This is a genomic window from Bacillus sp. P14.5, from assembly GCF_003316765.1.
Taxonomy (GTDB): domain Bacteria; phylum Bacillota; class Bacilli; order Bacillales; family Bacillaceae_B; genus Rossellomorea.
Genome location: NZ_NIJF01000083.1, coordinates 216,641 through 239,177, shown reverse-complemented (window position 1 = coordinate 239,177; position 22,537 = coordinate 216,641). Strand labels below are relative to the sequence as shown.

20 protein-coding genes, 1 pseudogene and 1 riboswitch are annotated in these 22,537 nt (G+C 42.4%); of the genes and pseudogenes, 14 read left to right on the top strand and 7 right to left on the bottom strand.

Features of this window, described 5'->3' with window-relative positions:
- Positions 1-466: 466 nt before the first annotated feature.
- From B9Z54_RS15810 to B9Z54_RS15795, 4 genes and pseudogenes are all read right to left on the bottom strand, one after another.
- Entirely contained in the window at positions 467-1,018 is a 552-nt protein-coding gene (locus tag B9Z54_RS15810) for a GNAT family N-acetyltransferase (protein WP_113929288.1), read from the bottom strand.
- Between the two features lie 281 nt (positions 1,019-1,299).
- Positions 1,300-2,429 (bottom strand): annotated as a pseudogene (locus tag B9Z54_RS15805) (amidohydrolase).
- 81 nt (positions 2,430-2,510) lie between these two features.
- The gene (gene uptA / locus B9Z54_RS15800) at positions 2,511-3,113 is read right to left on the bottom strand and encodes an undecaprenyl phosphate transporter UptA (RefSeq protein ID WP_113929287.1); all 603 of its coding nucleotides are present in this window, start codon (positions 3,111-3,113) and stop codon (positions 2,511-2,513) included.
- Positions 3,114-3,125: 12 nt separating this feature from the next.
- Complete coding sequence (locus B9Z54_RS15795; RefSeq protein ID WP_113929406.1) at positions 3,126-3,905, bottom strand: undecaprenyl-diphosphate phosphatase; 780 nt, start codon at positions 3,903-3,905, stop codon at positions 3,126-3,128.
- Between the two features lie 406 nt (positions 3,906-4,311).
- Between B9Z54_RS15795 and B9Z54_RS15790 the strand changes: the two genes are divergently transcribed.
- From B9Z54_RS15790 to B9Z54_RS15760, 6 genes are all read left to right on the top strand, one after another.
- Entirely contained in the window at positions 4,312-4,635 is a 324-nt protein-coding gene (locus B9Z54_RS15790) for a DUF4870 domain-containing protein (RefSeq protein WP_113929286.1), read from the top strand.
- A gap of 650 nt (positions 4,636-5,285) precedes the next feature.
- Entirely contained in the window at positions 5,286-5,501 is a 216-nt protein-coding gene (locus B9Z54_RS15780) for a PLD nuclease N-terminal domain-containing protein (RefSeq protein WP_113929284.1), read from the top strand.
- Positions 5,498-6,403, top strand: a complete 906-nt coding sequence (locus B9Z54_RS15775) for an ABC transporter ATP-binding protein (RefSeq protein WP_113929283.1) — start codon at positions 5,498-5,500, stop codon at positions 6,401-6,403. The genes B9Z54_RS15780 and B9Z54_RS15775 overlap by 4 nt, the downstream gene beginning before the upstream one ends.
- On the top strand, positions 6,403-7,179 hold the full coding sequence (locus B9Z54_RS15770; protein WP_113929282.1) for an ABC transporter permease: 777 nt from the start codon (positions 6,403-6,405) through the stop codon (positions 7,177-7,179). Before B9Z54_RS15775 ends, B9Z54_RS15770 begins: the two co-directional genes overlap by 1 nt.
- An 87-nt stretch (positions 7,180-7,266) precedes the next feature.
- Positions 7,267-8,109 (top strand): GNAT family N-acetyltransferase, encoded by an 843-nt coding sequence (locus tag B9Z54_RS15765; protein WP_113929281.1) that lies wholly within the window; start codon positions 7,267-7,269, stop codon positions 8,107-8,109.
- A gap of 110 nt (positions 8,110-8,219) precedes the next feature.
- Entirely contained in the window at positions 8,220-9,101 is an 882-nt protein-coding gene (locus B9Z54_RS15760; protein ID WP_113929280.1) for a patatin-like phospholipase family protein, read from the top strand.
- A gap of 622 nt (positions 9,102-9,723) precedes the next feature.
- Here B9Z54_RS15760 and B9Z54_RS15755 read toward each other — a convergent pair.
- Positions 9,724-9,960, bottom strand: coding sequence for a pyridine nucleotide-disulfide oxidoreductase (locus B9Z54_RS15755; RefSeq protein ID WP_345840742.1), 237 nt, complete (start codon positions 9,958-9,960; stop codon positions 9,724-9,726).
- A 248-nt stretch (positions 9,961-10,208) separates the two neighbouring features.
- Between B9Z54_RS15755 and B9Z54_RS15750 the strand changes: the two genes are divergently transcribed.
- The 7 genes from B9Z54_RS15750 (at position 10,209) to B9Z54_RS15720 (ending at position 18,298) form a co-directional block, all read left to right on the top strand.
- Positions 10,209-10,871 (top strand): hypothetical protein, encoded by a 663-nt coding sequence (locus tag B9Z54_RS15750; RefSeq protein ID WP_113929279.1) that lies wholly within the window; start codon positions 10,209-10,211, stop codon positions 10,869-10,871.
- A gap of 394 nt (positions 10,872-11,265) precedes the next feature.
- A riboswitch (FMN riboswitch) is annotated at positions 11,266-11,411 on the top strand.
- A 135-nt stretch (positions 11,412-11,546) separates the two neighbouring features.
- Entirely contained in the window at positions 11,547-12,638 is a 1,092-nt protein-coding gene (ribD, locus tag B9Z54_RS15745) for a bifunctional diaminohydroxyphosphoribosylaminopyrimidine deaminase/5-amino-6-(5-phosphoribosylamino)uracil reductase RibD (RefSeq protein WP_113929278.1), read from the top strand.
- A 5-nt stretch (positions 12,639-12,643) separates the two neighbouring features.
- Positions 12,644-13,300: a riboflavin synthase gene (locus B9Z54_RS15740; protein ID WP_113929277.1), complete on the top strand. Its 657-nt coding sequence runs from the start codon at positions 12,644-12,646 to the stop codon at positions 13,298-13,300.
- 28 nt (positions 13,301-13,328) lie between these two features.
- Entirely contained in the window at positions 13,329-14,522 is a 1,194-nt protein-coding gene (locus B9Z54_RS15735) for a bifunctional 3,4-dihydroxy-2-butanone-4-phosphate synthase/GTP cyclohydrolase II (RefSeq protein WP_113929276.1), read from the top strand.
- Positions 14,523-14,534: 12 nt separating this feature from the next.
- Positions 14,535-15,005 (top strand): 6,7-dimethyl-8-ribityllumazine synthase, encoded by a 471-nt coding sequence (ribH, locus tag B9Z54_RS15730; protein WP_113929275.1) that lies wholly within the window; start codon positions 14,535-14,537, stop codon positions 15,003-15,005.
- 518 nt (positions 15,006-15,523) lie between these two features.
- The gene (locus B9Z54_RS15725) at positions 15,524-16,813 is read left to right on the top strand and encodes an NCS2 family permease (RefSeq protein ID WP_113929274.1); all 1,290 of its coding nucleotides are present in this window, start codon (positions 15,524-15,526) and stop codon (positions 16,811-16,813) included.
- A gap of 213 nt (positions 16,814-17,026) precedes the next feature.
- Positions 17,027-18,298 (top strand): EAL and HDOD domain-containing protein, encoded by a 1,272-nt coding sequence (locus tag B9Z54_RS15720; protein WP_113929273.1) that lies wholly within the window; start codon positions 17,027-17,029, stop codon positions 18,296-18,298.
- Here the strand turns inward: B9Z54_RS15720 and B9Z54_RS15715 are convergent.
- Entirely contained in the window at positions 18,289-18,573 is a 285-nt protein-coding gene (locus tag B9Z54_RS15715; protein ID WP_113929272.1) for a diaminopimelate epimerase, read from the bottom strand. The genes B9Z54_RS15720 and B9Z54_RS15715 overlap by 10 nt on opposite strands.
- Before the next feature lie 227 nt (positions 18,574-18,800).
- Here B9Z54_RS15715 and dapF point away from each other — a divergent pair, with 227 nt between their 5' ends.
- Positions 18,801-19,793: a diaminopimelate epimerase gene (dapF, locus tag B9Z54_RS15710; protein WP_113929271.1), complete on the top strand. Its 993-nt coding sequence runs from the start codon at positions 18,801-18,803 to the stop codon at positions 19,791-19,793.
- An 817-nt stretch (positions 19,794-20,610) separates the two neighbouring features.
- Here the strand turns inward: dapF and B9Z54_RS15700 are convergent.
- Positions 20,611-22,509 carry a DNA ligase D gene (locus tag B9Z54_RS15700; protein ID WP_345840741.1) on the bottom strand — a complete coding sequence of 633 codons (1,899 nt, stop codon included), beginning with the start codon at positions 22,507-22,509 and terminating at the stop codon, positions 20,611-20,613.
- Positions 22,510-22,537 lie beyond the last annotated feature (28 nt).

Genomic DNA, 22,537 nt, shown 5'->3' with positions numbered 1-22,537 from the left:
GGTTAAACAGCATGAAATCCGGGATTGGCAAATTTGATGCAGTAAAAGAGAGGGTTAAACAGCATGAAATCCGGGATTGGTAAATTTGATGCAGTAAAAGAGAGGGTTAAACAGCATGAAGTCAGGGATTAGTAAATTTGAAGCAGTAAAGGAGAGGGTTAAACAACACGAAGTCCGAGGTCCCAAAGATTTAATGCAGTGAAGAAGGAGTTTAAACAGGATGAAGTCAAATGCTGGAATAATTAGATGCAGTAATAGAGAGTGTTAAACAGCATGAAGACCGAGGGTGCAAGGATTAGATGCAGTAAAAAAGGCATTTAAACAGTATGAACTCCATGGGCTGCAAAATTCGGTGCAAAAAAATAAGTATCTTTATTCAAATTGCTGGTCTCAAAGCTGTTTGGATACTTCCAGGCACTCTCAAAACAAAAAGCACTGGATCCAAAAAAGGAATCCAGAGCTTTTCTTATGCCTCCAATGCCTGCTCTTCTTCTTGAGGAGTGCTGTAGAGGTGCATGGTATATAAATCTTTTGGTATTTCATAAAGGTCATAAATATCTCCATCTGCATTCAATTGCTGATAGATGGAAGGCCTTAGTTCATTCGCCTTGATAACGTAAGGCAGTTTTTCTGCTGCTTTTTGTGAGCGGATGTTTACTTTTCGGATTCTCATGAAGACAGTTTCCATTTCCAGCTCATAGAAAAGTTCTTGGAAGAAGGCGTCTTTTGCTGGCTTGTTATAGCCTTTTCCGTGGTAAGGCTTGCCAATCCAGGTGCCAAGGAAGCCGGCCCCGTTTTCAATATCAAAAAGGTTGATGGTTCCGATCGGGCTCCCCCATTCATCAACGATGGTACGTGAAATTAATTCTCCGCGTTCTTCGGCTTCTATCGTGCTTTTTGACAAAAAGAGAAACTCCTCGTAGGAATGAGCTTTTTGACGCACAAAAGGGAAGACCTCCGGGTGCACCATTAAATCAAACAGAACGTGACAGTCCTGCAGTTCGCGTTTCTTGATCATCTTTATCCCTCCATGAGGGCAGTCTTTTAGTGTAAAGACTCCACCCTCGAAATTTTTCATAAACCGCATAAAAAATTTCGGGGTGGGAATCGAACCCACTAAGACCAGTCAAGAAACTGGTGGCGCACCATTTGCCTTCCCTCCATTACATAAGCCATATATCCAATTGCCCGGCTAGTGAACAATATAATGGAATATATCATCTGTTCGTATCATACTAAAAAAAATCATAAAATGAAATAGGTAATTCGTTAATTTTTATGAAAAAATTCACCAATTTTCTACAAATTTCTGAAAGCGATTTCCCCGTTCACCAAGGTAAGCAGGGGCTTGGCCATAAAATGAAAAGGGTGGTCGCTCCAGAGCACAAGATCGGCATCTTTTCCTCTCTCGATGCTGCCGAGCCTGTGATCGATTCCCAGGTTTTTGGCAGGGTTAATCGTGATGCCTTCCAATGCCTTATGGGGATCCCATCCCTCCCTGACCGCAATGGCGGCACACATGTTCAAATACTGAACAGGAGTATATGGATGGTCGGTAGTTATAGAAACCTCGACGCCATTATCCGTCAGTTCTTGATAAGTGAGCCAGCTCTTGTTTTTAAGCTCAACTTTGGAGCGGCGGGTAAAGGTAGGGCCAACACAGACTTTTAAATCTAAGCCGCGAAGTTCTCGTGCAATGAGATGACCCTCTGTACAGTGCTCAATCCTAATATCAAGGTTGAATTCCTCCCCAAAGCGAACGGCGGAGAGGATATCATCAGCCCGGTGAGCATGTATGCGGACGGGAATCTCTCCTTGCAATGCCATGACCAGAGGGGCCACTCTAAGTTCCTCAGGCTGATCACAATATTTTGCGTGAAAAAAGCTTCCCGCAGCATTCCCATAATTCCCATCCGGGTTATGGAATCATTGTTTCCATTGCTGTGTATCCTTTTCGGGTTTTCCCCGAGTGCAACTTTAAGACCGGAAGTTTCCCGGACCAGCATGGATGCAATATTTTTGCCGAAGGTCTTGATGACAGCAGTTGTTCCGCCTATGACATTTGCGCTGCCTGGCATGACATTGACAGTCGTGACTCCGTATTTAAGAGCATCCTGAAAACCCGGATCAAGGGGGTACACTCCATCAAACGCACGTATATGAGGGGTCATCGGTTCGATTGTTTCGTTTGCGTCATTTCCTGCCCACCCTGTTCCTTCATCGTATAGTCCGAGATGGGTGTGTACATCAATGAATCCCGGGAAAAGGGGTTTACCTTTGCAGTCGATTGTTTTTACACCTGATAAGGTTTGATGCCAGTGAGTCGATATCTTTTTAATCTTTCCATCTTCAATCCACACATTTCCGTTTGGAATGATACCGGAAGTAATGGTATAAAGAGTAGCATTTTTTAAGATTAGTGAGTGCATGACTTCAATTCCTTTATCGAAATTTAACTTATACACAAGCTGGGTGAACCTGATATATTAAGAAAAGCCAGAAGCAATCTCTCATTTGTTATTTTTTCTGCTCTTCCAGACCTGTACCGCGAAATATAGAGATATGCACGATCCTGCTAAAAAGGCAATAGGCTTGAGATACTGGCTTCCAACAATTTCAATTTGTTCCCAGTGATTTCCGAGTTCCATTCCTATAAGAAGGAACAGAACAGTCCAGGGAATCATTGCGGCAAAGGTATAGAGGAAGAATAGAGAAAATTTCATTTTACCTATCCCCGCTGGTATGGAAATCGCGTGGCGGACCACCGGGATGAACCTGGCTGAAAAGATGACGAAAGTGCCGTACTTGGTAAACCACTCCTCTGAAGCCTCAAGATGTTTTTCACTGATTAATAGAAATTTTCCCCACTTATTAAAAAAGGGCCTTCCGCCATAAAGACCGAGCCAGTATAAGAATAGTTGAGCCATTGTACCTCCCAGAACACCTGCAAGAAGTGCTCCCAAGAAATGAAGCTTGTTCTCGGAAACAAGATACCCTCCATAACTTAATACCAGTTCACTTGGAATTATTTCTATCATCAGGCCGAGGGCAATACCGAGGTATCCCCATTCAGAAAGGGTCTCAAGCAATTGCAGTATCCATTCTGTTCCCACTTCCCAACCTCCTTAAAAAATTCCAGTCCATTGAAGGATTAAAATAATCACTCCCACTCCCCATACGTAGTAGGAGAAAATTTTCAGGGAGCGGTTTTTCAGAAAATTAATCATGGCGACAATGGCTATATAGCCGAAGACGGCAGATGCGGCTGTCCCGACCATCAAAGCTGTAAGAGATACAGCTTCAACATGTCCGGTGAAAAGATCCTTACTTTTGATCACCAGCCCGCCCAGGATGGCTGGAGTTGAAAGGAGAAAGGAAAAGTAAGCGGCAGTCTGGCGGTCAAGCTTGCGGAATAAACCGGCGGCTATCGTCAACCCCGACCTTGAAAGAGCTGGAAATATGGCAGCGGCCTGAAAGCTGCCTATAACAAAGGCATCCTTATAAGTAAGGTCTTCAAGCTTTTTATAACCATCCTTGACTCCATCGGCTATATACATTACCAGCCCAGTAATAAGAAATTCCCAACCGATGGTACTGCCCGTTGTTGAAATTCTGTCAAAGTAATCTTCAAAGGAAAAGCCGATGATGACAGCAGGTATGGTTCCAACGACAAGTATCATACTCAACTTGCTGAAAGGGTGGCGGATCACATGCATTAATTCCTTCTGATAGACTACAAGGACTGCAAGAAGTGTTCCGAAATGAAGCATGGTATCAAGGAATAGTCCCGCTTCTTCCAATCCGAAAGCTTTCCGTCCGATATACAGATGACCGGTGCTGGAAATCGGGAGAAATTCAGTCAAGCCTTGAATCATTCCTAAGATCAAGGCTTCAAATTTAGACATCATAAAAATTCATCCTTCCTGGACAAGGTATCTATTAACTTATATTCAAAAAAGCCGGAAGAATACCTTAACTTTCCCGCAATAAAGCACCAAAAGGGACAGTCCCTATTTGCGATTTATAGCATAAAAGGGCACTAGTTTATATTTCACTCGAAACTTTTCAACTTGTCATGCGTATAGTTAACTAGAGGATAATTTCTAAGACTCATCTCGTTTAGATTGCTGCATTGGGATAAATCCCAGAAGCCGGGTTTTCTCCCGGATACTAAGGGAGTTCCTGCGAACAGGGAGAGCAGCTCTTTCTTTCTGTTTACAGATGTATCTCTGAATAATGGTGATTTTTTTCATTTGAATTAAATAGCAGCAAGGTTTACGATAAGAGTCTTACTTACAGAGGAGGGATTTTGTGGAATCAACAAAGGAAGAAAGATTGTTAGCCGCATTTATTTACATTATCAGCTTTTTTACCGTGTTTATCGGGCCGCTGGTTATCTGGCTCATCAAGAAAGATGAATCTAAATATATTGACCACCATGGAAGAGAGTATATGAACTTTCTAATTTCCTATTTTGTCTATGGCTTGATAAGTTCACTATTGATGTTAGTCCTGATTGGGTTCATACTGGCACCGATTGTCGGGCTGCTTGCCTTCATCTTTACGATACTTGGAGCAATCAAGGCTTACGAGGGAGAATACTATCGAATTCCAGCCATTTTCCGAATCTTATAAGGAATAGGATTGAGCAAGTTAGCATGATTAATTGTGAAGGCTCTTTTTGCAAAGATTGTGGCTGTCCAAAAAGAATGGATTTCCGCTCCAGGCGTACGACTCCGCGGGGCGGGCGGCGAGCCTCCTCGGCTGCGCCTGTATAAAAAGTGGAAGCGCCCTGCTCAGTACCGACAGGCAAATGTTCCAAAGCGAAAAAAGACGGTCTTTCCTTTTATTCGCTTTGGGTTATTTGACCCCGAGGGACTGGGCGCTGCAACTGGATTTGGGGTCTCACCTGTCCCGCTAGTCCCGCAGGAGGTCGAACGCCTTCCGCTCCAATCCTCTTACCTAACGATAAAATAAACTGCTTTACTAGGACTCCTATCTCTCTAACCGGGCAGCTCTCCTTCTAACTTACCCGAATATTTTCAATGGAAAATAGTGTTATCTTACGTATTTATATAAAATAGCAACAAAGTTTACGAATAGAGCCATTGTGAAAGTAAAGCCGTCTGCGCAAAAGTGCAGACGGCTTTTCTAATATTAAGCAACTGATACTTTACGAGGAACCAAAGATTTCTTCAAAAAAAACTTAAAGATTAGTGAACGATTTTCCCCCTTCTTCGTATTATCATCGAGAAAACAAAATGAAATAATGAGGAGGAATATAGATGGCAGAACTACAGGAAGTTATAGACTCAATCAACTGGGGATTGGTTGCTCCTTTGCTGATCATCCAGCTTATTTTAATGGTAACGGCCCTTGTGGATTTAATTAGAATCAAGAATACCAATGGACCGAAATGGCTCTGGGTATTGATCATATTATTCATCAACATTATTGGTCCCATTATCTACTTTGTCATTGGAAGGAGACAAAATGGATGAATGTCATTGCTGTTAAGGAATTAAGAAAAGAATATAAAGAAAAGCTTGCAGTGGACAAAGTGACCTTTCAATTGGAAGAAGGAAAGTGCACGGCACTTCTTGGACCGAATGGGGCAGGAAAAACAACGACGATTCAAATGCTCGCGGGACTCATAACTCCCAGCTCAGGAAGTGTGCAGTCGGACCTTCTGCCGGAAACTAAGGATCTCCGTTCGTTAATCGGATATCTGCCGCAGTACCCATCCTTCTTTGACTGGATGTCAGGGGAGGAGTACATGATATTCTCTGGTGAAATTGCTGGAATCAGCAAGAAAGAAGCTCAAAAACGCACCGGTAATCTTCTTGATCTGGTCGGTCTCTCTGACTCAAAAACGCGGAAGATAGGAGAGTTTTCCGGCGGAATGAAACAAAGGCTGGGCATAGCGCAGGCACTAATCCATAAACCCCAATTGCTCATGCTCGATGAACCTGTGTCAGCTCTGGATCCATTTGGAAGAAGAGAAGTACTGGAATTAATGGGAAGGTTGAAAAAAGAAACGACCATCCTGTTTTCCACCCATATATTAAATGATGCAGAAGAAATCTGTGATGATGTCCTGTTTCTCCATCAAGGTAATCTAGTGGAGGGTGGAACCTTACTGGAGATTAAAGAGAGATATAAAGAGGCAGTGCTTGCACTACAGTTTGAAGAATCAGCCGATCAATTCATCAAGTATTTCACAGGCAGTCCATTTATCCAGGAACATACAATAAATGGCGGCACTGTCCATTTTAAAGTTTCAGATGTCAGTAAGGCGAGAAATGAGGTGCTGGAGATTGCCGTTCAGCATGCTATTCCACTCATAAGATTCGAAACAAGCGAGAGCAGCCTGGAAGATATATTCATGAAGGTGGTGAAGTGATGAAACAATTCTTCGTTCTCCTTAGAAAAGAATTGCTTGAATCAAGGAGGAATTTAAAATGGATTTGGATGCCGATCGTTTTCATCTTATTTGGGATCACAGAGCCATTGACAGCCTTTTATATGCCTGATATTTTGGATGCGGTGGGAAACCTTCCGGAAGGGGCAGTGATTGAAATTCCGCCTCCATCCTCCCAAGAAGTACTTCTGGCAGTGATCAGTCAGTACAGCACGTTGGGCGTTTTGATTATAGTTCTGGGTTTCATGGGTACTGTGGCAGGAGAAAGAAAGAATGGAAGCGCCTCTCTTGTGCTGGTTAAACCGGTATCATATTTTAGCTATTTATTGTCTAAATGGACAGCTGCTATGATTCTTGTCTGGGTTTCCTATGTAATGGGGATGGTTTCCGGCTGGTACTATATCAATATATTATTTGATGGAATTGCGGTGTCTGATTTCATTAGAACATTACTGGCTTATGGATTTTGGTTGTCCTTCATTGTAACGTTGACAATCTTTTTCAGCAGCCTCACAGCTTCACCTGGTTTGGCAGCTTTCTCGACTATTGGAGTATCGATTTTCATTACATTTCTCTCCAGCGTGCTTTCAAACCAATTAAAATGGTTTCCTTCGCAAATTACTTCCTATTTAACTGAAATTCTTGGAAAGGGAAATTGGCCCACTGATTTGACGATGACCTTAATTGCCACATTCGTAATTATTATTCTTATAATGGCGGCCGCACCATTTCTTTTCAAAAAAAGGGAATTAGCATAGGAAAATCAAGAACTTAAGTAGAATATAGTAAAGAAATCCTGGCCGGTTCTGTTAAAGAATCGGTCTTTTGTTATAGGGGGAGAGGACATGGAAGCGTATTTTCTTACCAATAAGGTAAAAAGTTTAATTAGCTATGCGGAGACAATCAGCGAGGGACCGGTGGAACCCTTGGACCTGTTTCTTGGTGCAGCTCTTGTGAAAAAGGGAACACTTCTCGAAATGTATCTCCTCGTAGAAGAAGAGATACATGATTTACTCGTTCTCAAAAGGGCAAAAGAAGAGATGAGCCTGACACATAAAGACTTTTCAACAAGTATTTCAAAGCGAACTGAGCAGGTCTGGAAGAGGGCACTCGAAATCATGAATAATTACAATCAGCAGTATTTGAATGAAGGACATGTCATCAAGGCATTCTACCAATTATGGTCTGAAGATGAACGCCGATTCCTTAAGGAGCTTCCACATGAAAGAATAAAAGCGGCTGTAACGACTGCCCGTGATTTGCTTGTATCCATGAACACATATTCTAAGAAAGAATTCAAAAGCGGTCAGGCAGTCATTGAAAGAGCGGGAAAAAAAGATCAACAAGCCGTTTTAAAGTTTGTGGAGGAAAACTTTGGCGGATCATGGACAGAGTCGATCCATAACGGGTTCTTACAAAAAGAGATACCAATTTTTCTGGCGTGGGACGGGGTATCGCTTATCGGATTTTCTTCCTATGATGTGTATCGCGGACAGAAAGGAATATATGGGCCAATGGGTGTGTTAAAAGACGAAAGAAACAGCAGAGTGGGCAGCCGGCTTCTTCATGAAGCGCTGCAGGATATGAAGGAAAAGAGATATGCCTATATCGTTTTAGGAGAAGCAGGTCCTATTGAATACTATGAAAAAGAATGCGGTGCTGCTCTTATCCCTTTAAGTCGATCTTAAAGGGAAGCCGATTAATACACTTCCATTTGTTTTTGTGAGACAATAATTGGGAGATGTGCGAAGTGCAATTATATTTAGTGAAGTATTATTGATGAAGAGGTGACAGATTGATGCTTTTCGATCAGACTGGACTTGTTTTAGAAGGCGGAGGGATGAGAGGGGTATATACAGCAGGAGTCCTGGAATATCTTTTGGAAAATGAAGTCGAGTTTCCATACGTGATAGGGGTTTCAGCTGGAGCTTGTATTGCCGCTTCTTATCTGTCCAAACAAAAAGGAAGAAACAAAAAAGTGAATATCGGGTTTGCTGGAAATCCTGATTACCTCTCCTGGAGAAACTATTTCAAAAAGAGAGAACTGTTTGGCATGGATTTTGTATTTAATGAGATTCCTAATAAAATTGTACCTTATGACTATGAAGCCTTTCAAAACAGCAAATCTCAATTTGTAATCGGGACAACCGACTGCCATACCGGGGAACCGGTCTATCATTATAGGCGTGATTACGGTGAAGATGTACTGACGCCGATTCGCGCATCCAGTTCGCTTCCATTCGTAGCGCCGGTAGTTGAATTTCAATCACGCCATTTACTTGATGGGGGAATCAGCGACCCTATTCCATTAAGGAAAGCTGAAGAGGATGGATTTAAGAAGAATGTTGTTATCTTGACAAGGAATAAAGGTTATGAAAAAAGCCCTTCCAAGTTTAATTATCTCCTTAAAAGAAAATATCCTCAGTATCCTGGGTTAAGAGAAGCGATGATAAACCGTTATAAGCTGTATAATCAAACTGTCAAATATCTTGAAGAGGAAGAAGCCAGGGGCAATGTTTTCATCATTCGTCCTGAAACTCCGTTGAAGGTAGGAAGAATTGAGCGGAATCCAAGGAAGCTTGAGGAGCTGTACAATCAGGGATATACAGATGCCCGAAACAAGTTTGAAGACCTTATGACATGGAAGGATGTACAATCTCAACTTGTGACATTAGGATAGGTTACATAGGCGCATTTAATAGAACAGGGCAGAGTAGATTTATTTAGCGAATCGGTTTCTGCTTTATTTTGGCTCTATTCGTAAACTTTGTTGCTATTTCATATAAAATAACGCCATCCTGAAGAGCAAGAAGAATAGCTACTCCCCAATTTAGAGAGATATACCTGATTATCTGGGGAGGCTCCTAATAAAGCATTTTATTTTATTGGATATTTTTAGAAGCAACTGGTGTTCCCGGCTGGTTTTACCTTCATACCCTTTAGTTAAGAGGATCTTCGCTGCAGGTGTACGATCTCCTGCGGGACTAGCTGGACAGGTGAGACCCCCAATCCAGTTGCAGCGCCCAGCTCCTCGGGGTCAAATAACCCGAAGAGAATAAAAGGAAAGACCGCCTTTTTTTCTCTTCGGAACATTTGCCTGTCGGAGCTGCCCGGGGCGCTTACACTTTTTAAACAGGCGCAGCCGAGGAGGCTCACCGCCCGCCCCGCGGAGTCGTACGCCTGGAGCGGAAATCCATTTCATTTAATAAAGACACATTCTTTGAGAAAACAGCCTAATATTAAAAGGCAGAATCGATTTCTAAATTGAATCGTTTCTGCCTTTTTTGTCCCCTATTATCATTTTAATGTAAAATTGTTTTCTCTCTTAGTACTGTGGATTCCATAAAATCCTGGTCAATGGAAAAGAATACCTTCTTAAGATTTTCTCTTCCTCCCATTCTTTTATACCAATTCTGTACCCGCTCCACATGCTCTTTATCACTTTTAACCTTATTTTCAATGGTCTTGTAGATTGTTAGGCTGTCATATTCCCATATAGCAAAAATTTCAAAAGTATCCCGGTCTTTTTTACTTGCCATCTGCCGACAAGGCGGGCTCCATACCTTATTTGAGCCGGGAGAAGGGTTTTATTGAAGTGATCATTGAACTCTTCTGCTATTGAAGTATGAACAAAATACGTTTTCCTTCTATAAATCAACCTTCGTCACCCCTTTTTTTAGAATATTTTAACATGAATTCTATCTATTAGGCTTACATTTTTCAGTTGTTCTTTTTTCTCTAGCATTTTCATACTATGAAAAGAACTCTCTTAAGGAGTGACTAGGGGATGAATATAACTCTTTTTTATAAAAAGATAAGCCTTCATTATTTTAAAAGAGCAACAGCAACGCTGCTTCTGGCTGTGCTGCTTAGCTTGCTCATTCCGGGTCTGCATATTCTTTTTTATTTCATTATGCTTTTAACAGGCATATTCTTCATTTTTATGTACTTGATATATGACAGGGAAGTAGGACGTTCCATGGCCGCACTTCAGACTCCAGCCAATGGAAAAAGCGGCAGCCTGGTTGTAACCAAAAAAGACAAATCTTATAGTTTCTTTGGGTTTGATGGAATTATGAAAGGCAGCGCTTCTTGTACCAATAGCAGGTGGATAGTAAAGATGAATGATCACCAGGCTGCTATGAAAAGAGGCAATGACATAGTAGCACTCGATCGTCTCGTTGATTATAGGAAGCTTGATAGAACATATGCGGGCTGGAAAGATTCTAGGGGAAATACGGCTGCCATTTCCAGAAGAGGGGAAGGCTGGATTCTAACCGTAAATGAAAAAAAGGTGTGCTCGATAATTCGAGGGCGTATGCCTGCGGAAATACAGAAGTTATTTGATCCTTCCAGTATAATTCTGCATTTTGAAGAAGTGGATGATGTCGACAAGGTAAGGTGCATCCTTTTTGTGGTGCTGTTCATGGAGGATTACTACATTATTTAGCGAGAGGCTGCCGTGAATTACCATAAAGAAGAAACAAGGTCCCAGATGCTTGGTATCTGGAACAAAAAGAGGAATTAAGCCTTTTGAAGTTCCTTCTTGGAATCTCAGAGACAACAGAATACGAGAACAGATCATTAGGTGTCTATCAATTGAGCTCTCAGAGACCAACAAGCCTCCAAGGACTGCTCAAGTGAGTTCTCGAAGGTCCTGCGAAAATAAAACCACATTGCCTCTAAAGCTCTAATCACTGCTTACTGTCCACAATCTTACCGGTATATAAAATGGTTAATGTGCCATCCACAGTCAGCTGAATACATTATTACAACGTGTGAACATTCAGGCATTCTGTGATGCAACTGTTTTATTATTATGGTATAGTAAACTCAATCGAATAGAATTCCTTCGGGGCAGGGTGAAATTCCCTACCGGCGGTGATGAACGAAAATGTTCTTAGTCCGTGACCCGTCATTTTAGCAAATGGCGGTGGATTTGGTGAAACTCCAAGGCCGACAGTGAAAGTCTGGATGGGAGAAGGAAGAAGCGCGTAAAAATTTAATTTTTATACGCTTATTTAAGTATGATAACAATCTCCCTGAGTGCTCCAACCACTCAGGGTTTTTTATTTACCGGCAATATGTTTGGGGATATATTGTCTAAAGAAGGAGGATATCATCCTTGCAGGAAAGAGAATATATGGAGTTAGCATTGTCACTCGCTAAAGCTGGTAAGGGACAGACCTCGCCTAATCCAGCAGTCGGTGCCGTAGTCGTGAAAAATGGTGAAATTGTCGGGATGGGTGCCCACTTGAAAGCTGGAGAACCCCACGCAGAAGTTCATGCCATTAGGCAGGCTGGTGCAAAAGCCGTGGGTGCAGATATTTATGTCACTTTGGAGCCCTGTGCGCATACAGGAAAAACCCCTCCGTGTGCAAACCTTATCGTTGAAAATAAATTAAAAAGAGTTTTTATAGCAAGCGTGGACCCCAATCCACTGGTCGCCGGCAAAGGTATAGAGATCCTTGAAAGAGCCGGGATACAAGTCAGGACAGGTATATGTGAAGAAGAGGCTTTGGATTTGAACGAGCATTTCTTTCATTTTATCCAGAACCAAACTCCTTATGTCACGCTGAAGTCAGCGGTGACACTTGACGGGAAAACAGCCTCCTATACTGGAGACAGCAAATGGATCACTTCTGAAGAATCCAGGCTGGATGTACATAAGTACCGGCATAATCATGATGCCATTTTAGTTGGAGTAAATACCGTCATACAAGATAACCCCCTTCTCACCACCCGATTGCCCCGAGGTGGAAAAAATCCCGTTCGAGTAATATTGGATACCAATTTAAGAATTCCGATTGAAAGCAAAATTTTAGACGTGCAAGATGCAGAAACGATTATTTTCTGTGGAAGTAATGCCTCATTCGAAAAGAAAAAATACCTGCTGGAAAAAGGAGTCACAATTGAACAACTGGATTCCCCCAGCCTTTCAATTGACCTTGTTTTAAAAAGACTGGGTGAACTGAGGGTTACTTCTCTCTTTGTTGAAGGCGGGTCTGCTGTACATTTTTCTTTTTTAAAAGAAAAGGCTTACCAAGAGGTGGTCATTTATATGGCACCGAAACTGGTTGGCGGCTCTAATGCCTTTCCGAACTTTGGCGGGGAAGGGTTCCGCCTCATCTCAGAAGGTGAAGAACTGGAGTTTTCTTCTGTAGAAAAAATCGGGAGCGACCTGAAAATAATTGCCAAGCCATTAAGGAAGGAGTGAGCCTGATGTTCACCGGAATAATTGAAGAGATCGGTACGATTGAAAAGATCAGTAAATCGTCTGCTTCCATGATGCTTTCCATCTCAGCAAAAAAAGTACTGGAAGATGTGAAACTCGGGGACAGCATTTCGGTCAACGGTACCTGTCTGACTGTGACTTCCTTCAGCAGCCGTTCATTCACTATTGATGTGATGCCCGAGACTTTTGAGAACACTTCACTAAAACTTCTTGGTGCAGGAGCATTTGTGAACCTTGAAAGAGCGATGGCGGCAAATGGACGGTTCGGAGGACACTTTGTTACGGGCCATGTGGATGGAACGGGGACTATCGTGTCAACTCAGTTTGTTGAGAATGCTCTTTACATCACGATAGAAATCCCCGAAGAATTAATGCGTTACTTCATTGACAGGGGCTCGGTCTGCCTCGATGGCACCTCCCTGACTGTGTTCGAGCTTGGAAAGAATTCGATAACAGTGTCACTGATCCCTCAGACAAGGCATGATACCATTCTCGGCAGCAAAAAGCCCGGGGATACTGTCAACCTTGAGTGTGATATGATGGCGAAATATATTTATCAATTCATGAATGGCGGAAAAACCGCCAAGCCGGGCAACAAGGATATCGGGACTGATTTCCTTACACAGCATGGCTTCATGGACTGAAAAAGTGGTTGATAAGGAGGCGGACTAAATGTTCAATACAATCCAGGAAGCATTGGAAGATTTAAAAGCGGGGAAAGTCATCATTGTTATAGATGATGAAGACCGGGAAAATGAAGGTGATTTTGTTTCTCTTGCAGAAATGGCCACCCCCGAAGTCATAAATTTCATGGCAGCTGAGGGAAGGGGCTTGATTTGCACTCCCATAACTGCGGAAAAAGCTTCACAGCTGCAACTGAACCCTATGACTGACCAGAATACAGATCCATATGGAACAGCGTTTACCATCAGTGTGGACCATATCGATACAACCACAGGAATCAGCGCATTCGAACGGTCAACCACCATTCTGGAAATGATAAAAGAAGAGGCAAAGCCAAGTGATTTAAAACGTCCCGGCCATGTATTCCCCCTGATAGCAAAAAAAGGCGGAGTGTTGAAAAGGGCCGGCCATACGGAAGCTGCCGTGGATCTTGCGGCACTCTGCGGTTCTACACAAGCGGGTGTCATCTGTGAAATCATGAATCCGGACGGAACAATGGCGAGGGTGCCGGAATTAAAGACCATTGCAGAAAAATTCAACCTGAAAATGATTACCATCCAGGATTTGATTGCATACAGAAGAAGAGAAGAAAAACTGGTGGAAAAAGAAGTTGAAATACAGATGCCAACTGAGTTCGGCGATTTCAAAGCAGTCGCTTATACGGAAAAGCTGACAGGCCAGGAGCATGTTGCACTTATAAAAGGGGAAATCAACCCTGAGAAACCTGTCCTGGTAAGGGTTCACTCCGAATGCCTGACTGGAGACGTATTTGGTTCCAATCGCTGCGACTGTGGACCGCAGCTTCACGCAGCACTCACACAAATCGAAAAAGAAGGCAGCGGAGTATTGCTTTACATGCGTCAAGAAGGCAGGGGGATCGGCCTGGTCAACAAGATGAAAGCTTACAAGCTTCAGGAAGAAGGATTGGATACGGTCGAGGCCAATCATAAACTTGGGTTTGCCGCGGATTTACGGGATTATGGCATCGGAGCTCAAATATTGAAAGACCTTGGAGTATCAAAAATGAGGCTCCTGACAAATAACCCTCGAAAAATAACGGGAATCAAAGGATACGGGCTGGAGGTTGAAGAAAGAGTCGCCATCCAGCTGCCGTCAAAAGCAGAAAATGAAAAATACTTAAAAACCAAACACAGTAAGTTAGGACACTTACTTCAATTTTAAGGAGGAAAAACAATGAAAACAATTTATGAAGGTAATTTAGTAGGATCAGGATTAAAAGTTGCAATCGTAGTTGCCCGTTTTAATGAATTCATCACAAGCAAGCTGCTTGGCGGAGCAGAAGATGCACTGAAAAGACACGGAATCGATGAAGCTGACATTACAGTGACATGGGTGCCCGGCGCATTTGAAATTCCGGTCATCGCCAAGAAGCTGGCTGCCTCAAAAAAATATGACGCTGTCATTACTTTGGGCACCGTTATCCGTGGAGCGACTGCGCACTTTGAATATGTAAGCGGTGAAGTGGCAAAAGGTGTAGCCAATGTAGGCCTTCAAGAGGAAGTGCCTGTCATTTTCGGCGTCCTGACTACGGATACAATCGAGCAGGCAATTGAACGGGCAGGAACAAAAGCAGGAAACAAAGGCTGGGAAGCTGCTGTAAGTGCGATTGAAATGGCTAATCTTATCCGCCAAATTAATCAATAATTTATAGCGGTACGACGCCGTTTTGAAGTGCTGGTTTCCATATGAAAACGCAGAGGGTTTTGAACCGTCTGCGTTTTTTTATTTTTTATGTCTTCTCATTCACTTATGAATTATCAGATGGAAAAACATTTTCTTTCATGCATAGAGACAAAATACTGTTTGTGGTACAAAGTATATGCCTTAAATGGTTTGGTGTCCCCAGTGATCTGAGCGAGAGACCCCAGGAGCTGAATTTTAGGTGCTAGGTGTCCTTCCCGGGTCGTTTGAGAGTCGCCAGCATCAGAATTTTAGTTGCTAGGTATCTATCCCTCGTGATCTGTGTGAGAGCCATCAACGGCAGATTTTTAGGTGCTAAGTGTTCTTCGTGGACGGTTTGAGAGACACCGCATTCTGGAGCTGCTGCACAAAAAAATATACATGTTGGCAAAGGTACGTACATCTGCTAAAATTAATGCTTGTGGCTTCCCTTTTTGGGTAAGCGGGTAGGGAGAGGGCTATGTCGTGAGGACATGATATTTATGAAAACAACAGGAGGTATTTTTCGTTTAGAGCAACATGGAACAACAGTAAAAAAAGAGGTGACTGCAGGCGCAATCGGCTATTTTACAATCGTCTATATTATTGCTGTCAATGCAATGATTCTTTCAGAGGCGGGAATGCCGTTTGAAGGTGCGGTTATGGCCACAATATTGGCTTCTTTCTTTGGATGCCTGGTAATGGCATTCTGGGCCAATGCACCGATACTGCTTGTACCTGGGATGGGGATCAACGCGATGTTCACCTTTACATTGGTGGAGTCGATGGGGCTTACTTGGCAGGAAGCCTTGGCGGCTGTCTTTGTTTCGGGACTGTTATTCATGGTTGTTGCTTTTACGAAGTTATCAAGTATTTTATCAAAAGCGATTCCGAAAGCTCTTAAAGAAGCGATTACCGTGGGGCTTGGAATGTTCCTGCTGCTGATCGGTCTTGAAAAAGGCGGGATTGTGGAGCGCGGCTCGACTGCCTTGATCAGCTTGGGAGATATAAGTGACGTTAAAGTCATTGCGGCTATACTGACCTTCCTTGTGACGATTTTTCTGTTTTTCAGGAATGTCAAAGGCGGATTCCTTTGGAGCATTGGCTTTGGAACAGTGCTTGGGTTTCTATTCGGGATAGAACCGCAAACAGGTCAATCTGGGATGGGCTTATCGGAATATGCATCTGTTTTCGGCCAAATGTCCTTTCTGAAAATCCTGGAGCTTCCGTTTTGGATTGCTGCATTTTCCATCACAATGGTATTGGTTTTTGAAAATATCGGATTGGTGCATGGCCATATGGATATGGCAGGCACTCCTGAAAAGTATCCAAAAGCTTTTCAGTCCAATGCTTTCTCTGCAGCGACTTGCGGGGTATTTGGAACGAGTCCGACGGTTTCCACAGTGGAAAGTGCCGCAGCTATAGCTGCAGGCGGCAGGACAGGGCTGACTTCTTTGACAACGGGAGTGCTATTCCTTGCTTCTGCCTTATTCATTCCATACTTGAAATGGATTCCGGACCATGCGATTGCTCCGATACTAATGATTATCGGCGGATTGATGATCCAGAACATCCGGCATATGGATTTAAGAGATTTAACTGAAGCTTTTCCGGCCATCTTCATTATTGCTATGATTCCTTTTACTTATAGTATTGCAGATGGAATTGCGATCGGATTTATTTTATATCCTATTCTTAAGGTTGCAAATGGAAGGGCAAAAGATGTATCGCTTCCTTTATATATAATAGCAGGATTGTTTCTGGCCAATTTCCTTATCCACTCAATCCATTAACAAAAACAGCACCAGGGCTGCACAGCTCTTGGTGCTGTTTTTGTTAATTGGGAACTCCAGTGCTTTAAAGTGGTAAAGTGAGAGCTTTAATTTGATGGACGAGGAAAGTTATTATTGGTATTCTAGTAGTGGGAATCTTCAAAAATAACCCTTTTTTCTGTTATTTTTGTACTGCATTTATCGGTTGTTAAGACCATGTAGGAGTGAACGAGAATGGAAGTTTTTGTGGCGAGGCAGCCTATCTTCAATGAAAATGAGGAAGCAATTGCCTATGAGTTGCTATATAGAAATAATCAGGAAAATTTCTTTCCTAACATAAACGGCGACAGGGCGACGGCTGATGTCATCATCAACAGTTTTTTAAATATTGGAATCGACCAGCTATCTGGGGGCAAGCCTTGTTTTATCAATTTCACGGAAACCCTGCTGAAGCTGAAGGTGCCCACTTACTTCAGGCCGCGGGAAATTGTGGTAGAGATATTGGAGACTGTCCAGCCATCACCGGAAATCATAAAAACCTGCCGGGAGCTTAAGCAGCTTGGTTACAAGATAGCTTTAGATGACTTTGTGTTTGACAAAAGCAATCCCTATTGTAAAGAACTGATGAAGCTGGCTGACTATATAAAAGTGGATATGCTGGCAACATCGGAAGCTAAAAGGGAAGAGATCGAATTGATCGCCCGGCTATTGGAGATTAAGCTTTTGGCAGAGAAAGTCGAGACGCGGAAGGATTTTGAAGAAGCAAAGAAACGAGGTTACTCTTTGTTTCAAGGGTTCTTCTTCAGTAAGCCTGTCATTTTAAGCACCTATGATGTTCCAGTCTATTTTCACTCTTACTATGAAGTTATACAAAGCCTGGAACTGAGCGAACCCAATATGGAAAGGATAGCGGAGCTCATAGAGCAGGATATTTCACTTTCCTACAAACTCCTCAAGCTCATTAACTCACCAGCGTACCGGCCCAAGCACAAAATCAGTTCAATCAGGCAGGCGATCATTTTATTGGGTCTGATTGAAATCCAGCGGTGGATATATGTATTGGCAATCAGGGACATGACAGGTTCCGCTGTCCAGATATCAGATGAAGTCATTAAACTCTGTCTTACGCGTGCGAAAATGTGTGAGTTGGTTTCAACTAAGTTGTCAGATGAGGCAAAGCCATCCAGTTATTTCTTAACAGGTATGTTCTCCCTTATGGAAGACATCATCGGACAGCCGATAGAAAAAGTGTTAAAGGACATGCCTCTGCAGGATGAAATATGTGACGCATTGAAAGGAAAGCAAAATAATTTGAAAAGGGTGCTCGACCTTGTCACGGCTATAGAGAAGGCAGACTGGGAGAAAGCGGCCGGAATGGAAATGGATACCCTTATGTCTCAAAGTGAGTACAACCACTTTTACTTACAGTCCTGTCAATGGGCAGAGGGGCTTTTGAGGGCGGAATACTTGAAGTCGGAAAGTTTGGCAGAAGCCGATCAACTATAGTCTCCAGGTTCGAGAAACCTCTTCTGGGGTTTAATATATCTTTTCAACTCAAAAGGAAGTATCCGGCGCAGGATTGGATCTTCAACCCTTTCTGCTATTGCTTTTGGGACAGGGAAGATGCCGATTTCTGTTATCCTGACAGGGAATTCATTTTCAAGGCAGACATTTCTGCCTTTTTTTATTTTGGCATGTACAAGCACTTCTTTAATATTCTGGGCATCTTCTATTACAACTACTTTTTTTACAGAGAAATAGAACTTGAATTCCTCATTCATTTAACTGTTCCTCCTGTTGGATTATTAGTTATACTTGTTAAGGATAACGTGTTTTGCCCTATTATTGAATTAAATGAGCTTCCCAATGAATGGATATTACCAATTAGGTTACTGCCTATTGCGAATTGGGCTTTAATATGGCAAGCTAAATATATTGTGAATAGATAAAATTGTCAGGTGGAGCAATAATATACCCGCTTCAAAACGATACACCTTGGAGGTTTTATATGAAATTGAATTTAATAAAATGTCATGGGTCTGGGAATGATTTCCTCTTAATTGATGAAATTGCGGAAACGTATCATTTCACTGAAAAGGACCGCCAGAATTTAGCTCTTGCCCTTTGTGACCGCAAGAAGGGGCTGGGAGCCGATGGTATTCTTTTTGTTCTGCGGAGTGATAAATGTGACGCAAAGATGAGAGTCTTTAATGCAGATGGTTCAGAAGCTTCCATGTGTGGAAACGGCCTGAGGTGTGTTGGGCGGTATGTAACAGAAATGGAAAATAAAGAGGAAATCACGATTGAAACAATGAAAGCCGACTTGAAAGTTTCAAAAGAACCGGCCATTTTCGCTGATATTCCAACTTATAAGGTTGAAATTTCCCCAGTGCTTTTTGAATTAAAGCATTTACCGATGAATATGGAGAAAGAAACCCTGATTTCAGAAGAGATACCGGAAATTTCTGATGCTTTGACTTTTACAGCAGTTGCTGTGCCGAACCCTCATTTAATCAGTATTGTTGATAATCAACATATTTTGTCTAATGAACAAAAGTGTATTTCGGAAACAGTCAATGGACCTAATAATCTGTTTCCTGATGGAGTAAATGTCAGCTTTGTACAGAATCTCGGCAAAGAGGGCATCTATGTGAGAACCTTTGAGAGAGGTGTCGGTTTCACGAACGCCTGCGGAACTGCAATGTCGGCATCTACGCTCGTAACTTGTCTGGATGGGCTGAATGAGTATGGAAAAGAAGTGGATGTTTATAACAACGGCGGCAAGGTAAGAGTCATCGTCCATAAGAATGAGGAACTATTCTCAATGGATCTCATCGGAAACGCCACTTATGTGAGCCGATTCATCATTGAAGTGGATGTAAAAGAGCCTGAAAGCTTTATCACAATGGATCAAACCTTGTTTGATGAAGAGGCAGGGTATTCGGAACTACAGCATCACGCAAAAGAAATCGTAGAAAAAAGTGTGTTTCTGAATGCTTAGAAATACAAAAACAAAGACAGGTGCATAATAATGTATCGGGTTCTTATATTTCGAGTACAAAATTAACAATAACGCATCAATAGGAGTGCCAAATCGCATTGATTTTGACACTCCTTTTTTTTGATTTAACTGTAATCTTGTTGGTAAAGCTACTCTATTGGTAATGCAAAATGTACCCTTAATAGCAAACGACAGAACTTTTTGTTCTTCAAAATTTGTGGCGTAATTTCCTATACACTTTCTTGATGGGAACGGAAGGTGCGTGACCTCCTGCGGGACTAGCGTGACAGGTGAGACCAAGGTTACGTACCCACTGGAACGTAACCCCGCAGGCGAAGCTGAGGAGGCTCATCCAGCTCTAGCGGCCAGCGACTAGCAGATTTCGGTCTCTCTCCTTGCTAATCTAGCTGCTACGCCCCAACGGCTAGCGGACTTCCCTGCCTCCTCCTTGCGATAAGTCAACATCAACTCACTACGTTTGTTGTGTTTCCTTTATCTTATGCGGAGTCAGTCCAGTCCGTACGCCGCTGAGCGGGGCCTTTCCGCTTTATATAGATAAGTCATCATCGAATCGCTATCGCTCTTCGTGATTCCTTATCTAATGCGAGAGCCCTAAAATCTGTACGTCGCTGAACGGCCGCTTCCGCTTTTGCTTCACCGCACGCCCCGCGGAGTCACGCACCTGGAGTGGAAATCAATAGACATTATTTTGGGGTTCGAATCACTCAACCATCACTTTTGCTGACTAGAAGTTTGTACTTGGTGAAGTTTCAATGCGCTTTCCCTCTTTTACTTTTAAGAAAGGAGAGTATGTCTTTTATATTTTGTTTTCTTTTGCTTCTTCGTATCCTGCAAAAGGGCATCCCATCTTATTAAGCCTCTCTAAGACGGTTTTCACTGTGAACTGTTCAGGCTTCAAATCTTCAGTTAATTCATCCCAAAAGAGTGGAGCTGAAATAAGTGCATCCTCGTTGGCTCTTGGAGAATATGGGGAGATAATGGTTTTGCCTTCCGCATGCTGGATATAATCAACATAAAGTCGATTGTTTCGGTTCTTCTTCAATCTTTCCGTTGTGAACTCAGCGGGATACTGGTTTGTTAAATAATCGGCTATGAATTCTGTGAACAGATGGGTATCGCTCCATGAGTACCCCTCCGGTAAGGGGATGTACACCTGCAATCCTTTGTTGCCAGAAGTTTTAATGAAGCTTATCAGATTCAATTGGTCAAACAATTTTTTCATTTCCTGCGCTGCTTTAACTGCCAGATGAAAATAGTCCCTGGAAGGCGGGTCAAGATCGAAGACGATTTCATTTACATAACTCGACTCTGCTTTTTGAAACGGAATATGAAATTCAATGGCCAGTTGATTGCCAAGCCACATTAGGGTTTCTAAATCATTGCAAAGGATATAGTCGATATTATCAATCCTGATTGTTTTTATAAAATCAGGAGCGTAGTCAGGACAGTTTTTTTGGTAAAATGATTCCCCGAACATTCCATGAGGAAGCCTTATTACTGTCAATGGCCGTTGGCGAAGAAAGAATAACAGCCTGGAAGAAACTTTTCTTAAGTAGCGGATATATTGGAGTTTGTCGATGGCGGGTGAATCCCACAGAGGTTTATCCGGATGCGTGATTTCAACGACTTCAGGAAGGGACGCTTCATCCGTCATTAATCTTTCCCAAGTGCATTCTTCCGGTTTGTAATGAAACAAAAATTGATGGAAGTGAGGCTCTCTCATTTGGTTCTCATACCATTCAAGATAGTTTAATTCCACACAGATGCCGGGATTCACATAGGATTTCCCATTCTCGGATTTATAGGCATTTTCCTTGATAATTGAATTCAGCGCATGCTTTTCCTCAGGACTGATTCCAAAATAGAATGACCCGATTGAAATGATTTTTTCTTCATTAAAAACACCCACATCATAATATCCATTCTTGCTGTCATAAGAAAGAATGAAGCAGGAAGCTTTCCGCCAATTCTTCATTTTTCGCCAAGTGGACGTCCTCCTGCCTTCTTCCCACAAGCTTCCACTATCTTTGGCAATCAATCCTTCTCCATCAAAATCCCTGACATTTTTCAAGACTTCACTGCTGTCATTATAGGCAGGAATCATTTGTATCCTGGCAGAGGAGCCGAAAACAGGTTTTAGAGGGATGTTTCCGTTTTTAAACAAATCCTTCAATGCCTTTTTTCTGGAAAGGTATGGTTTTCCTGTGAAATTAATTCCCTCAATTTCCAAGAGATCAAATGCCAGAAAGGTACATGGGTTTAGGTCGGCTGCTTTTTCGATATTCTGTGCTGACTTCATTCTGCCCCTGGTTTGAACACCGCTGAAATTACTCTTGAAATCATTCTCCAATAAGACGATTTCTCCATCCAGTACAATAGGAAGCGGCAGAGTTCGCTCAGAGAGTATCTCAGCAAAAAAATCTCTTATCTCAGGAAACTGAGGAAGAAGTTCCTTTCCGTTTCTGCTGATCAGACTTATTTCTTTTTCGGAACGCAAGGTCAGTATCCCTCTGAATCCATCGTACTTCACTTCATAGTTCCAATTACCTTTTACAGGTGTTTCTTCAAATAATGTAGGAAGCATAGGCTTCATTTCAATCACCACTAAACTAACAGGATATTCTATATCTTTCCCAGTCTGTTCAGAAGTATTTCCAGAACTTTTATAGGATAGCCTGACAGCAGAATACCCCAAATTAACACTAAGACAAATGAAATTGGAG

Excerpts from the sequence above, each read along its gene's own strand:
- B9Z54_RS15735 (WP_113929276.1), top strand. The coding sequence starts at position 13,329 with ATGTTCAATACAATCCAGGAAGCATTGGAAGATTTAAAAGCGGGGAAA.
- B9Z54_RS15765 (WP_113929281.1), top strand. The coding sequence starts at position 7,267 with ATGGAAGCGTATTTTCTTACCAATAAGGTAAAAAGTTTAATTAGCTAT.
- B9Z54_RS15715 (WP_113929272.1), bottom strand. The coding sequence starts at position 18,573 with ATGAATGAGGAATTCAAGTTCTATTTCTCTGTAAAAAAAGTAGTTGTA.
- B9Z54_RS15755 (WP_345840742.1), bottom strand. The coding sequence starts at position 9,960 with ATGGCAAGTAAAAAAGACCGGGATACTTTTGAAATTTTTGCTATATGG.
- B9Z54_RS15725 (WP_113929274.1), top strand. The coding sequence starts at position 15,524 with ATGAAAACAACAGGAGGTATTTTTCGTTTAGAGCAACATGGAACAACA.
- ribH (WP_113929275.1), top strand. The coding sequence starts at position 14,535 with ATGAAAACAATTTATGAAGGTAATTTAGTAGGATCAGGATTAAAAGTT.
- B9Z54_RS15770 (WP_113929282.1), top strand. The coding sequence starts at position 6,403 with ATGAAACAATTCTTCGTTCTCCTTAGAAAAGAATTGCTTGAATCAAGG.
- B9Z54_RS15775 (WP_113929283.1), top strand. The coding sequence starts at position 5,498 with ATGAATGTCATTGCTGTTAAGGAATTAAGAAAAGAATATAAAGAAAAG.
- B9Z54_RS15795 (WP_113929406.1), bottom strand. The coding sequence starts at position 3,905 with ATGTCTAAATTTGAAGCCTTGATCTTAGGAATGATTCAAGGCTTGACT.
- B9Z54_RS15740 (WP_113929277.1), top strand. The coding sequence starts at position 12,644 with ATGTTCACCGGAATAATTGAAGAGATCGGTACGATTGAAAAGATCAGT.
- B9Z54_RS15780 (WP_113929284.1), top strand. The coding sequence starts at position 5,286 with ATGGCAGAACTACAGGAAGTTATAGACTCAATCAACTGGGGATTGGTT.
- B9Z54_RS15810 (WP_113929288.1), bottom strand. The coding sequence starts at position 1,018 with ATGATCAAGAAACGCGAACTGCAGGACTGTCACGTTCTGTTTGATTTA.
- B9Z54_RS15760 (WP_113929280.1), top strand. The coding sequence starts at position 8,220 with ATGCTTTTCGATCAGACTGGACTTGTTTTAGAAGGCGGAGGGATGAGA.
- B9Z54_RS15750 (WP_113929279.1), top strand. The coding sequence starts at position 10,209 with ATGAATATAACTCTTTTTTATAAAAAGATAAGCCTTCATTATTTTAAA.
- dapF (WP_113929271.1), top strand. The coding sequence starts at position 18,801 with ATGAAATTGAATTTAATAAAATGTCATGGGTCTGGGAATGATTTCCTC.
- B9Z54_RS15720 (WP_113929273.1), top strand. The coding sequence starts at position 17,027 with ATGGAAGTTTTTGTGGCGAGGCAGCCTATCTTCAATGAAAATGAGGAA.